13 protein-coding genes are annotated in these 14,403 nt (G+C 48.1%); 9 read left to right on the top strand and 4 right to left on the bottom strand.

Going from position 1 to position 14,403, the window contains the following annotated elements; translation table 11 throughout:
* Positions 1-162 precede the first annotated feature (162 nt).
* The 3 genes from C8268_RS03525 (at position 163) to C8268_RS03535 (ending at position 3,956) form a co-directional block, all read left to right on the top strand.
* Positions 163-1,320: a sugar diacid recognition domain-containing protein gene (locus C8268_RS03525; protein WP_106766402.1), complete on the top strand. Its 1,158-nt coding sequence runs from the start codon at positions 163-165 to the stop codon at positions 1,318-1,320.
* Between the two features lie 158 nt (positions 1,321-1,478).
* Positions 1,479-2,747 (top strand): GntP family permease, encoded by a 1,269-nt coding sequence (locus C8268_RS03530; protein WP_106766403.1) that lies wholly within the window; start codon positions 1,479-1,481, stop codon positions 2,745-2,747.
* 63 nt (positions 2,748-2,810) lie between these two features.
* Positions 2,811-3,956, top strand: a complete 1,146-nt coding sequence (locus tag C8268_RS03535) for a glycerate kinase (RefSeq protein WP_106766404.1) — start codon at positions 2,811-2,813, stop codon at positions 3,954-3,956.
* Between the two features lie 153 nt (positions 3,957-4,109).
* Here C8268_RS03535 and C8268_RS03540 read toward each other — a convergent pair whose 3' ends face one another.
* From C8268_RS03540 to C8268_RS03555, 4 genes are all read right to left on the bottom strand, one after another.
* Positions 4,110-5,438: a DRTGG domain-containing protein gene (locus C8268_RS03540; protein WP_106766405.1), complete on the bottom strand. Its 1,329-nt coding sequence runs from the start codon at positions 5,436-5,438 to the stop codon at positions 4,110-4,112.
* A gap of 128 nt (positions 5,439-5,566) precedes the next feature.
* A complete protein-coding gene (locus C8268_RS03545) occupies positions 5,567-5,851 on the bottom strand; it encodes a hypothetical protein (protein ID WP_106766406.1) in 285 nt (94 codons plus the stop codon).
* Positions 5,852-6,005: 154 nt separating this feature from the next.
* On the bottom strand, positions 6,006-6,353 hold the full coding sequence (locus C8268_RS03550) for a YlbF/YmcA family competence regulator (RefSeq protein ID WP_106766407.1): 348 nt from the start codon (positions 6,351-6,353) through the stop codon (positions 6,006-6,008).
* 49 nt (positions 6,354-6,402) lie between these two features.
* The gene (locus tag C8268_RS03555) at positions 6,403-7,569 is read right to left on the bottom strand and encodes a DUF445 family protein (RefSeq protein ID WP_106766408.1); all 1,167 of its coding nucleotides are present in this window, start codon (positions 7,567-7,569) and stop codon (positions 6,403-6,405) included.
* Between the two features lie 137 nt (positions 7,570-7,706).
* Between C8268_RS03555 and C8268_RS03560 the strand changes: the two genes are divergently transcribed.
* From C8268_RS03560 to C8268_RS03585, 6 genes are all read left to right on the top strand, one after another.
* Entirely contained in the window at positions 7,707-9,074 is a 1,368-nt protein-coding gene (locus C8268_RS03560) for a YheC/YheD family endospore coat-associated protein (RefSeq protein ID WP_106766409.1), read from the top strand.
* A 13-nt stretch (positions 9,075-9,087) separates the two neighbouring features.
* On the top strand, positions 9,088-10,215 hold the full coding sequence (locus C8268_RS03565) for a YheC/YheD family endospore coat-associated protein (RefSeq protein ID WP_106766410.1): 1,128 nt from the start codon (positions 9,088-9,090) through the stop codon (positions 10,213-10,215).
* Positions 10,212-11,585, top strand: a complete 1,374-nt coding sequence (locus C8268_RS03570; protein ID WP_106766411.1) for a YheC/YheD family endospore coat-associated protein — start codon at positions 10,212-10,214, stop codon at positions 11,583-11,585. The genes C8268_RS03565 and C8268_RS03570 overlap by 4 nt, the downstream gene beginning before the upstream one ends.
* Positions 11,582-12,697: a YheC/YheD family endospore coat-associated protein gene (locus C8268_RS03575; protein ID WP_234032659.1), complete on the top strand. Its 1,116-nt coding sequence runs from the start codon at positions 11,582-11,584 to the stop codon at positions 12,695-12,697. Before C8268_RS03570 ends, C8268_RS03575 begins: the two co-directional genes overlap by 4 nt.
* Before the next feature lie 20 nt (positions 12,698-12,717).
* Positions 12,718-13,119 (top strand): N-acetyltransferase, encoded by a 402-nt coding sequence (locus tag C8268_RS03580; RefSeq protein WP_234032660.1) that lies wholly within the window; start codon positions 12,718-12,720, stop codon positions 13,117-13,119.
* Positions 13,120-13,235: 116 nt separating this feature from the next.
* Positions 13,236-14,345 (top strand): YheC/YheD family endospore coat-associated protein, encoded by a 1,110-nt coding sequence (locus C8268_RS03585; protein WP_106766412.1) that lies wholly within the window; start codon positions 13,236-13,238, stop codon positions 14,343-14,345.
* Positions 14,346-14,403: the final 58 nt, after the last annotated feature.

A 14,403-nucleotide genomic window follows, 5' to 3' on the forward strand; every position in this document is an offset into this window, starting at 1 on the left:
TGAACGATTGGTTTGTAAACTCTTCTTATGAACAACCTTTATGATGGGTATATTTAACGTAACTAAAACTTAATGCCCCTATCCTGGCTAAAACGCATTCATTCGCGTTAATCTTGGATAGGGCGTTTTTCATTTTGGATATGAATAAAGGTGGTAGCGAGCATGAGCAGACTGACAAATGAATTGGCGCAGGAAATCGTTAGACGAACGATGCAAGTCATTCATTACAACGTTAATGTTATGGATGAACGCGGGAGAATTATCGGTTCTGGCGACCGTTCGCGCTTGTATCAAAAACATGAAGGCGCAGTTATTGCGATTGAGCGAAAAGGGCGTTTCGAGATTGACGAGGAAAGTGCACGCAAGCTGCAAGGGGTGTTGCCAGGCACAAATCTTGCCATCCAATTCCAGGGCGAAGTCGTAGGTGTTATCGGCATTACCGGTGATCCGAACGAGGTGACCAAGTACGGCGAATTGGTGAAAATGACGGCGGAAATGTATTTGGAGCAAGCCGATCTGTTGGAGAAGGCCCAGTGGGATAAGCGGATGAAGGAAGATTTCCTTCTGTCTGTCATTCATGCAGACGGCGAGAATACTGCCATGCTGCGCCTTCAGGCAGAACGGATTGGACTCAATCCGGATAAGACACGAGTGGCCTGCATTATGGAGCTGTCGGACGTGCAGGATGCAGACTCACTGCCAGTACTTAAGCGGGCGGTTGAAATGCTGGAGGGAAGCCCCTCCATCGACCTGATCGCTATTCGCAACACGCGTCAAATCGTCATGTTTAAGGTGCATGTTCAGGGGCAGGAACCGCTCGCTGAAATAGACGGAAGCATCCGCCACATTCGCAGGCTGCTGGAGAAGAAGCGGATCTCTCCGCTTCGCATTGCCGTTGGCAAAGCATACTCCGGCATCGAGGGCTTAATCGAGTCATACCGTTCAGCCCAAGATACGATGCGGGTTGGCCAGGCGATTTTGCCGGAGCAGACGGTTTACTACACCGAGAACATGCCGAATGAAGCGGTGGCTGCAAACGTCAAGCCCTCCTGGATCACATCAGAGCTGCTGCATCTGTGGCGGCGGTTTATTCAGGAGGATAAGAGCGGGGAACTGAGGCTGACGCTGCAGGCTTATTATGAAGAAAACGGAGAACATCAGCGTATAGCCGAGCAGCTGGCAATTCACCGCAATACGCTGCGCTATCGTTTACGGCGCATTCATGAAATGACAGGCAAAGATCCGAACAATTTTCGTGATCTGTATACGCTCATAACAGCCAGTTGGTTAAGCGCACTGGAAGATACGGTTCCAGAATAAGAAATATTTTGTAACGAAACGGCATAAATTGTGCATTTGAACAAAAAACGACCTTATTAAAGCGCTTTATTTCATTTTTATGCATGATGAAGCGCTTTCTATTTACAGGTACAGTAATAGTGTAACAAGAGAATGTTTCACTTAAGGGGGATTCATCTATGGACGTATCTGTAACTGTGTTTGGTGCTTTGACAGCATTGATCGTAGCCATTGTACTCATATTGCGTAAAGTCCCCCCCGCTTACGGCATGATGATCGGGGCTCTTGCCGGCGGGATTGCGGGCGGGATCGGACTGGTTCATTCGGTAGACCTGATGATGAATGGCGCGAAAGACATGATTCCGGCCGTGCTGCGCATCCTGGCCGCCGGCGTACTGGCCGGTGTACTGATTGAATCGGGCGGCGCTAAGACGATCGCTGAGACGCTCGTTCGAAAAGTCGGAGAAACAAGAGCGCTGTTCGCCTTGGCATTTGCGACGATGGTTTTGACGGCGGTTGGTGTATTTATCGATGTGGCGGTCATTACCGTTGCGCCGATTGCGCTCGCGATTGCATCGCGTGCCAACTTATCTCGAATGGCGATACTGCTCGCTATGATCGGCGGCGGGAAGGCCGGGAACATTATGTCCCCGAATCCGAACGCCATCTCGGCCGCAGATGCCTTCAGCATTCCGCTAACATCGATGATGATGGCTGGAATCATACCGGCTCTATTTGGCCTTTTTGTCACCTATTTGATTGCAAAGCGGTTGAGCAAGAAGGGCACAATGATTTCAGCCAAGGAAAGCGTAGATGATGGACAGGAGCAGCTGCCAAGCTTCTTGGCGGCAATGGCGGCTCCAATTACGGCGATTGCGCTGCTGGCGCTGCGTCCGTTAGCAGGCATAGTCATCGACCCGATCATTGCTTTGCCGGTCGGCGGTCTTGTCGGTGCATTGTGTATGGGCCGCATCAAGCAAGTGAATCAGTATGCGATATCCGGTCTCGGTAAGATGACAGGCGTAGCCGTCATGCTGCTTGGGACAGGAACGCTGGCGGGCATTATATCGAATTCGCAACTGAAGGACGTTATTATCGACAGTTTGGCCTCTTCGGGCTTGCCGGCTTACTTGCTTGCCCCGATCAGCGGCGCACTCATGTCTTTGGCCACCGCTTCGACGACGGCGGGAACCGCGGTTGCGAGCTCGGTGTTCGGTTCTACAATTATGGAGCTTGGCGTCGCTTCCTTAGGTGCTGCTGCGATGATACACGCCGGGGCGACTGTGTTCGACCATATGCCGCACGGAAGCTTCTTCCATGCAACGGGCGGCAGCGTCAATATGGCGATGAAGGAACGTCTGAAGCTTATTCCTTATGAAACATTAATCGGTCTTGTATTGGCCGTTATATCAACACTTGTATTCGGTGTATTCGGCTGGTTCTTGTAATTAGATTCATCCTCCATGTTTAGTAAGAATCTATTGAGGTATACGAAAGAGGGAGTGGACAAAATGAAGATGGTAATTGCTCCGGATTCATTTAAAGAGAGCTTATCTGCGTTAGAAGCTTGTCAGGCTATAGAGAAAGGGATTCGAAAGGTGTTTCCCGATGCAAAAATTGTAAAGGTACCTATGGCTGACGGCGGTGAAGGTACGGTGCAGTCTTTGGTGGATGCGACGGGCGGACGCTTGATTTACCGTCAAGTGACTAGCCCGCTTGGCACACCCGTTGAAGCGTTTTACGGAATGCTGGGTGACGGTAAAACAGCGATTATTGAAATGGCAGCCGCCTCGGGACTGGCGCTCGTTCCGCCGGATCAGCGCAACCCGCTCGTGACGACGACTCGCGGCACGGGCGAGCTCATCGCATCGGCACTGGACGAGGGCGCAAGCACGATTATTCTCGGCCTCGGCGGCAGCGCAACGAACGATGGTGGGGCTGGCATGGCGCAAGCACTCGGCGTTCAATTGCTTGCGGCAGATGGCTCGGAGATAGGCTACGGCGGTGGTGAATTGCATCGCCTCGCCCGCATCGACATGGGGGAAGCCGATCCTCGACTGAAGCAGGTTACCTTCGTAGCCGCTTGCGATGTAAATAACCCGCTTACCGGAGAACAGGGAGCCGCAGCCGTATTTGGCCCACAAAAAGGTGCAGGGCCTGACATGATACGGCAGCTTGACGACAATCTTGCCCACTATGCAGCTATGATTAAACAGTTCCTGGGCCGCGATGTGAACGGAATTCCCGGAGCAGGCGCCGCAGGAGGGCTAGGGGCCGGCGTGCTCGCCTTCCTGTCTGCAAAATTACAGCCGGGGGTGGACATCGTCATCGAGGCGACTGGTCTGGCCGAGCACGTAAAGGATGCAGATGTCGTTATTACCGGTGAAGGACGAATCGACAGCCAGACGATTTACGGGAAAACGCCGATCGGCGTAGCTAAGACGGCTAAGCTGTACGGAATCCCGGTCATCGGCATCGCCGGTTCACTGACAGACGGATATGAGGCTGTTTATGAGCATGGGATCGATATTACCTTCTCGATTGTGCCCGGCGTTTGCAGTCTGGATCATGCCATGACACATGCAGCTGCCAATATGGAGCGTACAGCAAGAAATATAGCAATGACTCTAAAATGCGGAAACCAATTGGCAAAATAAAAAAAGCTGTATAAGCAGCTCTATGGCAACGAAATAAATAACGATGTGTGGTATACGAAACAAATAAAAGGGCTGCTCATGCCGGTAATATACTCAGCCGGATGAGCAGCCCTCTTTGTAATGCAGTATTACAATGAACATATCTCGTTATCCTCAATCAATGGCCTGTAATGTCATAACCGACTTGGAAACCAGACTGGATTGGTGACTGATTTCCATCTCCATCTTGCACGTTCTCCGGCTGATCTCCAATAGTCGCGGAGTCACCACGATAGGGTCCTCAATTTGAATTGGACGAATAAAATATGTCGACATATTATCCAGCACATGGTCTCTGCCGCTAATATCCTTGGCTGCCTTAAATGCAGCCTGACTCATGACCGTTGTCAACACGCCTTGAGAAATCGTCCCCAGTTCTGTCGCCATCTGCGGTGTAATAAAACCGTTAAAAAACAAATTCCCTTCAGCATCCCGATCTTCAGCCATTCCATTCCAGATTAACTGGTCAAACGTTTCGCCCAGCTGAGGCTGATTGCTGGCATTTCGCATCGCCTCAAGCACTTCTTTTCGCGTAACTGTAGCCACGAGCTTGCGATTGCGATCCACAATAGGGAGAAAGTCTATCCCCTCCCACATCATAATCTGAGCGGCTGAAGCAAGAGATGTTTTTAACGTAGCCGTCACCGGATTGCGTGTAATCGCCCGATCAATCGCCTGATCCTCCGGCAGTTTAACAACATCCTTGACACCGACAATACCGATCACACGATTCCATTCATCCGTAACAGGAAAACGCTGCTCCCCGTATTTTTTAGACATTTTGATAAGCTCCCCGGCAGTGACCGAGCACTTGAGTGCATGGATCTTTGGTTTCACGCCGGCAATGTCCTCAACGAGCATAATTTTTCTCTTGATTAGTCGGTCAAAAATGGCTCGGTTGATCATCGAAGCAACCGTAAAGGTGTCATGACGTGAAGAAAAAATAGGAAGATTCAGCTTGTCAGCCTGCTGCTTTACTTCCCGGCTCGTTCCGAAACCGCCTGTGATGAGGACACCCGCCCCTTGTTCCAAAGCGAGAAAATGCGCATCCTCCCGGTTTCCGACAATCATCAGACTGCCTGCATCAATGTAGCGAACCATCGCTTCGACCTTCATTGCCCCGATCACATATTTATGCAAATTTTTATGAAGCCCTTCAGCTCCGCCCAGCACATGCCCTTCAACAATCTCAACGACATCAGCAAAAGTAAGCTGCTCCGAAATATTCCGCGGCTTTCGCTCAATCCGCACGGTTCCGATTCTCTCTTTGGTTACAACGATCCCCAGACCTTCCGCTTCCTTAAGTGCACGATAAGCTGTACCTTCACTTACGCAAAGCTCCTTGGCAAGTTTCCGGACTGATATTTTAGTCCCTACCTTTAACCCTTCGATATGCTGTACCAGTTGTTCATGCTTCGTAATTGTTCCGTCTTGAGCATCCAACTGTTCCACCTCCCTGGTCAGATCTGTACCATACTGTATCCAGTATACCAGACATGCTTAAAAAAATAACATAAACAACGCAAAAAAACCGTTCGAAAATGATAACGAACGGTTTTTATATGCGGATATTAAACGCTGCGGCTCTTTTGCTCCTCCGGCCATTTCAATTGCCATTGCTTCATTTTATGCTTGCGTATTTCATCCAGAGCCTTCTGTTTCTCTTCATCTACACCGATCAGAATATGCAGATGTGCCCCAATAACCAGCAGGGCGAAGCCTGCCCATACAGCTCCAAACAGCGACGTCAAGGAGAACCCTCCTGCGAACGAAATGCTTGGCAGTGCATATACAAGCATTCCAAGCGCAATCAGCAAATAAACGAAATGCTTGATTTTGTTTTTCTTCTTCTTCATCGTTTTACAGCTCCTCTGCTTTCTTCTAAACTCTATATTTCTACTCTATGAGAAGCTGGTCCAAATTATGAAAGAAGATTAGCTAAGGATCGTTCCAAACTTATACTATACTTAGATTTAAAAAATCCGCAGCTTCCGCTGCGGATTGTAAAAACTAGGATTGAGCCGGACCATACAGATGCTGAAGACTGTCCGAAATAATTTTGTTCACGTCCTCGATAATAACACTCAGCCGACGCTCCGCATCAAACAAACGGCGGATGTTCAGGTTTAGACTAAGCACTTCAAACAGCTTCTCCATCTTTTCCATTTCTTCCTGTGAAGGCATATCGCCAGTCATCATCCGTTGCTGAATTTCCATCTGGCGCTCACGGAAGTTGTCAAGCATCTGTTTACTTTCCGGGTCTGCTTCAATCAACTTTACAGCACTTGTAATCTCCTGTACTTCTTTACTTTCCTTCATTGCCTTAGCCAAATCATGCGCCTTGTCATATATAGTCATATGTATCCTCCTCGTTTGCGGGAATGTCCCCGCATCATGTTTATTACTCTTATCTCCACAGCAAAGTGAAAAATGATTGAAACAACCCGATTAAACCGCCCAGAAGAACTCCAAGCCATGTGATCGCCCGAAACTCCCTGCCGGATACACTTAAAATCACTTCTTCAAGACGTTCAATCGGAAATTTCTGTACCTGTTCCTGTACCAGGCTTGACAAGTCAACGGCCCTTACTGCTCCGGGAACTGCATCCTCAAGCATTCGAAGCCCTTTCTCCATCAAACCGGGAAGCATCCGCTCTACTGCCGGAAGACGGGGAGTCACGAGATCGGCAAGCCGAATTTTCTCCAGATGATCTATCCATTCTTTCCACGGAATCGACTGTTCAAGTCTTCGCTGGATTAAATCAAGAGCAGGCTCACCAGCTGCAGCCTGTACTACACGGCCAAGAGACATTTCTCCATACTGCTCCAGCTTGTAGGAAACAACAGAAGCGATCGTCTGTCGAACCTTGTTTCCTTCCAGCTGACCGATCAGCATCGGCGTCATTTTTTGAACAAGCTTGTCCTCATCTACAAAAATGGCGGCCATCGTACCCAAAAAGCCTCCTGCCTTATCCATCATCGCAGAAGCCATCTCTTTAAGCAAACGCTGGCCTTCGGATGAAAGCAGCGTATCCCCCAGCTCCTTCAACACCGCTTCCGCAGCTGCCTCGCTCCACCGCTGCAGCTTATCTTCGGACCACCCGGGAATGAGCTCCTTAAGCGGCTTGTCCTCCAAGCCGTGATTCAACCAAAGCGCCGCTGCTCCACGAGCCGTCACCGATTGAGCGCTCATAACAGCACGGTCCTTCAGCTGCTGCCACTCCTCATTGCTCCACCATTTCGATACTATACTACCCAGAGTCTCTTCGCTCTCTGAGAGCAGGTTCAACTTCTGATGGACGATGTCCTCCACCTTCGTTCGAAAGAGCGGTTTGCGGATCATTTCCTGAAGACCTTCACTCGTCACCAGATAATCGGAAACGACTTTACCGAGAGATTCCGCGATCTCTTCCTTTCGCTTCGGAATCAATCCGGGTGTAAAGGGCAGCTTCCATCCACAAATGCGGATTTCCTCACGCGGATGAAAGAGCATTTTAATAGCAAAATGGTTCGTAATGCCGCCGACAAACGCAGCTACTCCTACGTTCACCAATATAAACAACCAATCCGGCATTTTTAAAGTCCTCCCTTTTTCCAAATCCGTACAATCACCAAGGGATATATGTCCTCATATGATGAATTACATGCAATGTTCAGATGAAGTCCAATCTGTCCACCAGACATCAAGTCGTTGTCGGAAGGAGATCCAAGATGTCCAAAACCAAGATATCGGTTCAGCTATTTCGCTCAAACCATCATCAGGATAATGAGATCAAGCTTGGCGAGCGGCTGATAAAACTGCTCCGGATTCCAACAGATCAACCTATACAGCTTGCAATCGGCTCCTTCAGGCAGGAGGTACGCATTATACCAGGCAAAAAATCGACTGTACTCCGTATAAGTCCTTCCCTGTCCAGCAGCTCTGGACTTCTTCCTCGATCCACGCTTAACGTCAAATACAACGCCATCGATAAACTATTACGGCTCGGTCCCGTAATCGGAGTGATGATAAGTCGTTATGATCCGGATGAACCAAGCAAACCTTTCGGATCGATCTCATCATTTTGCATGGAGATGGTCAATGCCTGCCAAAAATTAGGCGCGTACGTATACTTTTTCACCCCTGAAATGATTGCTCCAGACCTGTTAACCCTTGAAGCGGTGCAGTATGACGAAGACTGGAAGAAGGGGCCCGTACCTATACCTGATGTCATTAACAACCGGCTTTCCACTCGTAAATTGGAGAATAGTCCTAGCGTACAGCATTTTATGAAAGAAGTAAAATCCCGTTTGGGCACACACATTTTTAATGAAAAGTTTCTGGATAAAACGGAAGTATTTGATGCACTGGGCTCTAATGAAAAACTAAAGAAATACTTACCCGAATCCTATTCATTAAAAAGCTACCCTATTCTTAAAAAAATGTGCACTGCCCATTCAACAGTCTTTCTTAAACCGATTCGAGGAAGTCTGGGCAAAGGCATTATCCGTATCACACGTCAGGAAAACGGCAGCTATCAGACACTGACCACTTCACTTGAAGGAATTAAAAAAAACAGCTATCCGTCACTGCCGAAACTGTTCAGCAGCCTTTCCGGCAAAATCAAAAAAAATCGCTATCAAATTCAGCAAGGACTGAACCTGGTCCGACTCCATAAACGTAATGTGGACTTTCGCGCACTAGTCCACAAAAACAAAAAAGGAAGGTGGAGCCTAACATCCATTGTAGCCAGAATTGCGGGAGGAAACCATTATGTATCCAATCTCGCCCGTGGAGGATCACTATCCACGGTTAAAGATGCGCTTGCCACGAGCGGTATTCCGCCTGCCGCAAAACTATCGGCTGGTGCACGCATGGAACGAGCCGCACTCGACATCGCCAAAGGGATCGAAGAGGCCATTCCTTATCATTTTGGAGAACTTGGTATCGATTTGGCTGTGGATACTACGGGGCGAATCTGGCTGCTGGAAGTTAACTCCAAACCGTCCAAGGGCGATAATGCCCCTCTCAATGTTCAGAAAGTTCGTCCATCAGCAATACGCCTTGTACAATACAGCCATTATTTGACTGGCTATTGAAAAGGAGCAGGCTATGCCCTCTGATAACAACCTTGGTACACTCGGTGTCATGGTGTGCCGGAGAACAGGCACGCCTCCTTTCGCGGAGAAAGAGTTCCTACGTGAATTATGCCTGGCCTCGTCCTGCCTTGACATTACCGTATTTGTTTTTTCTCCGGAAGATAAACAGAATACACCCGAGCGAAATGACCAGATTCCTGGCTATACCTACAGAAACGGAAGCTGGGAAAAGAGTAGCTTTCCTGTCCCGGATATTATATATGATCGCTGCCTCTTTAAAAACATTGGTGAAACTTCTGCCGTGGCGACGTTTTTAGGCAATCTGCCTGACAAACGTTGGTGGTGGTTATCGCGAGGATTGCCTGGGAAAAAGCGAGTATATGATCTTCTAAAGCGTGAGCAGCGCCTCGCGCCATATCTACCACATACGTTAACCTATACCGGAAATGATTCACTAAAAATGGCTATATCCATGTTTGACGGAAAGCTGTTTTTGAAACCCAGCGGAGGCTCACACGGCAAACACACCCTCTTTGTTGATTGTACCGATCATAAAATTGCCTACTTGCAAGGAAGGAATCGAGACAATTCCATTTTCAAAACAACTTTGCCGACCTCTGAATTGGCCTCCAGGATAAAAAAGTTCACCGAAGGACGCCGCTTTATCATTCAGCCATATTTAACATTAACCAGTCGCGATGGCAGGCCCTATGATGTCAGAGTATTGGTTCAAAAAAATGCACAGGGTCTCTGGACGACAACAGGGATGGCCATTCGTCAGGGTTCAGCCGAAGGAATAACCTCCAATCTTCATGGCGGAGGAACAGCGTTACCTGTCTCTGTCTTTCTGGAATCTGAATTCGGTGCTCTCACAGCAGAACACATTATCACCTGCATCAAACAGCTGAGCGACCTCATTCCCCCGATACTTGAAGGCGGATTTGGCCGTCTGGGCGAACTCGGCATCGATTTCGGAATAGAATATTCCGGAAAGGTATGGCTGCTTGAGGTCAATTCAAAACCGGGGCGGCTCGCATTCAGACAAACAGGGGACATTCCGGCAGCAAAGCTGTCAGTGGAGAACCCCCTCCGTTATGCACGTTATTTATTGCTTCGACAACTTAGGAGGGTTAATACATGAGTTTGACTTTTATTAATGTTCATTTCTCGCAACAGCCCGAAAAAGTGGTCTTTATGTCCAGCTCGCTCATGAAAAGCCTGGGACTTGCAAGCAGAAAACAAATCAAGCTCCGACTGGGCAGAAATACCGTATCAGCTACTGTAAAAAGTACAGAACGTTCCGGGAAACATTTGTTTTTAAGCTCGGGCATCCGAAACAGTCTTCATGTTCCTAGAAGCGGGCCTGTTTACGTTCATATGACCAAGGATGTAGAGGTTCAGATCGGCCCGGTAGTCGGAGTATTGTCCGATGGACCCGCCAATCCATCCACTCCTTTCGGTGCACGAACCGCTTACATTAAACAGCTCCTTCGTGAAGGCAATAAAAAAATGTTCGTTTATGCCTTTACTCCCCGGGATATCAATTGGCAGCGGGAAACCGTTCATGCCTATATGTTAGGAGCCAGCGGCCAATTTATCCGCAAAACCGTGCCCCTTCCAGATGTTGTCTACAACAGACTGCCGAGCAGACGTACAGATTTCTCGCCTTTTACCAATCAGCTGAGAGATCGGTTTTTAAAACGAAATATATCCTTTTTCAACTGGGCTTTCTTTAATAAATCTGAAATTAACAGCCAGCTGGAAAATGATGTGATGGCGGGAAGATTTGTTCCAGAAACGTATTCGAACCCAAGTCCCGAACGTATAAAAGATATGCTTGAGCGCCATCGGTTCGTATACTATAAACCTTCTGCAGGAAGCCTCGGCAACGGCATATACCGACTTACCTACCAACCTAAAAAAGGTTACTTTGCTCGTTATAGCGGCGCCAGGGGAAACACGCTGTTGAAGTTCCCCAAATTCAATAGCCTTATGCGACTGCTGCAATCCAAACACGGCGCCAGCCTGAAAAACTACGTTATCCAGCAGGGTATTCGACTGATCGAAATTGATGGATGTCCTATTGATTTCCGCTTTCACATGCACAAAGACGGAAAAAACCGTTGGGTACCTGTCGGAATCGGAGCCAAAAAGGCCGGACGGGGAAGCGTAACGACCCATGTCAAAAACGGGGGCTCATTGATGACTCCAGAACAGGCTCTTAACCGTGCGTTCGGTGTAAGGGGGCGGGAGGTTTTGGAAAGAGCAAAGCAAGTGGCTATCATACTTTCAGAAGCCATTGAAAACCATCACCCCCATGTCTTGGCGGAAATCGGATTCGATATTGGAATTGATGAAGATGAGAGAATCTGGATGTTTGAGGCCAACTCAAAGCCGGGCCGCTCCATCTTCAATCACCCTTCCCTTCGAGTCGAAGGAAAAGCGTCAATTGAACATATTTTTGAGCACTGCTTATATCTCGGCGGGTTCTACAGGGGGAATGATTCGTGATCCATCGAGTTGAGGAGGATACCAAACCTGTTGTCGCGATTCTTACCATGCATGATTCCGAGCGTCAGTTTCGGGGAAATCGGCAAAATTTTCACGAAATCATCAAGACCGGAAAAGATAAGGGATATCTCGTCTACGTAGTTACTGTACGCGATCTAAAACTGAAAGCTGATACGATCAGAGGTTTTATATCAAACGGCGATCCCCATACCTGGGAGCAGAGAATGTTTCCTCTGCCCCAGGTTATCTATAACCGCATTCCTTACCGTGAAGATGAAATAAAACCGCGAGTGCGGCGAAAAATAAAACAATGCATTCTTCATCCTCACATAGAGATTTACAATCCGTTTTTCTTTAACAAACGAAAGTTAATTACCTGGCTATGCAAATCACAACTGACACGTAAATGGGCGCCGATCACCAAAAAGCTGAAAGGTCTGCCATCACTCTATGATATGATAAGGCGCTGTTCATACCTGTACCTCAAGCCGGAAGAGGGAAAGGCCGGACAAGGGATTATGAGGCTGAAATATCAAAAAAGCAAACCGATGCCATATCGACTGCAGATTCAAAATAATAAAAACAGTATCACCTACAAATCAGCATCACTGGAACGGGTATGGGGACGTATCTGTAAAGAAACCAAAGGTGCTCCTTACATTATTCAACAAGGAATCGAATTGACAGCCGTACATGGTCGTGCCTTTGATCTTCGGCTTCTGGTTCAGAAGTCGGATCTCGGCGTGTGGGGGGTCACCGGCATTGGCGCCCGTATGGCAGGTACCCGAAGTATTACTACTCACGTTCCTCGCGGCGGCACGATCGAAGACCCGGAAAAGCTTCTCCCGAGCCTTTTCGGATCGGAAGAAACCGAAGTCATCTTGAACAAAGTTCGGAATGCGGCCGTGCATATTGCCAAGCAGATTGAGTGGGGATGCCGATACAAATTGGGTGAAATGTCAATGGACCTTGGGCTGGATACGTCCGGAGGGCTATGGTTCTTCGAGGCAAACTCCAGACCGATGAAATTTGATGAGCCCTCTATCCGCAAACGCTCGCTTGAGCGAATTTTCGATTACTGCGATTATCTCATAGAGAAACAAGTAAATTAATTTTAGAAGGAGGGGATCATGTGGAGATCAGCTCTATCTTGCCCGACAGTTCGGTAGAATGGCCGGACATTCGTCAGCAGTGTTATGATTTTTTGTGCCGATTCGGCAGCAGACGTCTCTCCTCTGAAGGATGCAGCATCCTGCAAAATATGCATTATGATCAGCTCCAGCTTCCAGGTACTTCACTCATAGCAGCAACCGTTCGCGGCGAGCTTGGCAAGATACCTGTTGGCATATGCTTTACGGCAGGATTCGGAGAAGATGCTTGCCTGATTGCCGTTCATCCGCTTTACAGGAAACGGCGTATCGGCACCTCGCTGATCCTCTTCCAGCTGTCAAAATTAAAGCATATGCACTGCAATGTAGCCATTGACCATATTCAGCTCTTAAGATGTGTTTTCATGCCGGTATGCAAGCTATAGCTTTAAAAAAAGGGCCTTCAGGTAAGCCTGCCCTGGTCATGAGGGGAGAATATAAAATACCTGATGGCGCTTTTAATAATTTGGACTTAGACTCTTACTCAAGAAGGTGAAGCTCTGTGTCTCAACCCGTCTTAGGTATCCTGACACTGTATTTGAACAACCGGAAAAGGCTTGAAGAGGTCCCTGTCTATGAACGTATGATTAGCGAAGGACGTGAATTGGGGCTGGATGTATTTGTATTTACACCTGCCGATGTGAATTCATCCAAGAGACTTATCCACGCTCTGCAATTCAATCCGGACACAGGCAGATGGACCAGGCGGTGGCGCTCTTTTCCTCATATGATCTTTGACCGCTCCCGTATTCAAAAAAGTGAACGATTCCAGCAATTATTACGCTTTCGATCACGTTATAATCATCTGTTGTTTCTGAACAAGCCGCTGCGTAATAAATGGACTGTTCATCAGACACTTTTCGAGGTTAGACGATTCAAGCCTCATTTGCCGGACACGATGCTGGTAAACAGTATCGGAGATGTTAATCGGATGCTAGATAAATACGATGCGGTCTACCTGAAGCCGATCAACGGAACAGGGGGACGCGGTATTTTACGAATATCTAAAAGCAATAGCTCTTCCTATGAAATTCGCGGACGAAATACGGATCGGAGTATCATCACCCCGAAACGGATTCCTGCAGCCATGCTTGCTTCTTATTTGGCCGGATGGGACGTCAAGGGCCGTTATTTGGTACAGGAAGGAATTCCACTTGAACTGCCGAACGGAAGGGTGCATGATTACCGAATGCTTGTGCAGAAAAACGGATTCGGGGAATGGGAAGTCACCGGTTGTGTGGGCCGGGTCGGAGCCATTAACAGCGTAACTTCGAATCTCCACGGAGGCGGAAGAGCAACCGGGATGGACGAACTGCTGGAAGAATGGATTCCTGATGCGGAAAAACGTGAAAGAGTACGAAGGGATTCCGCAAAACTCGGCATCGATGTATCCCGCTACCTTGAAGAACAATACGGGGCGCTTTGCGAACTTGCACTGGATCTGGCTATCGACAAATCCGGCCGAACCCTGCTTTTAGAAGTGAATCCGAAACCATCACGCGAAGTATTCTCTCAGGTTGGCGATAAAAATGCTTACCGTATCTCCTTAATAAGACCTCTGGAATATGCACTTTGGGTTTACAACCACCGTAAACATTCCAAAAACGCCTGAAACGTCATCACTGTATCATACAAACAAAATAGATATCATAAAAAAACATAGGGCTGTT

The organism is Paenibacillus faecalis, from assembly GCF_900289175.1.
GTDB lineage: Bacteria > Bacillota > Bacilli > Paenibacillales > Paenibacillaceae > Paenibacillus_AQ > Paenibacillus_AQ faecalis.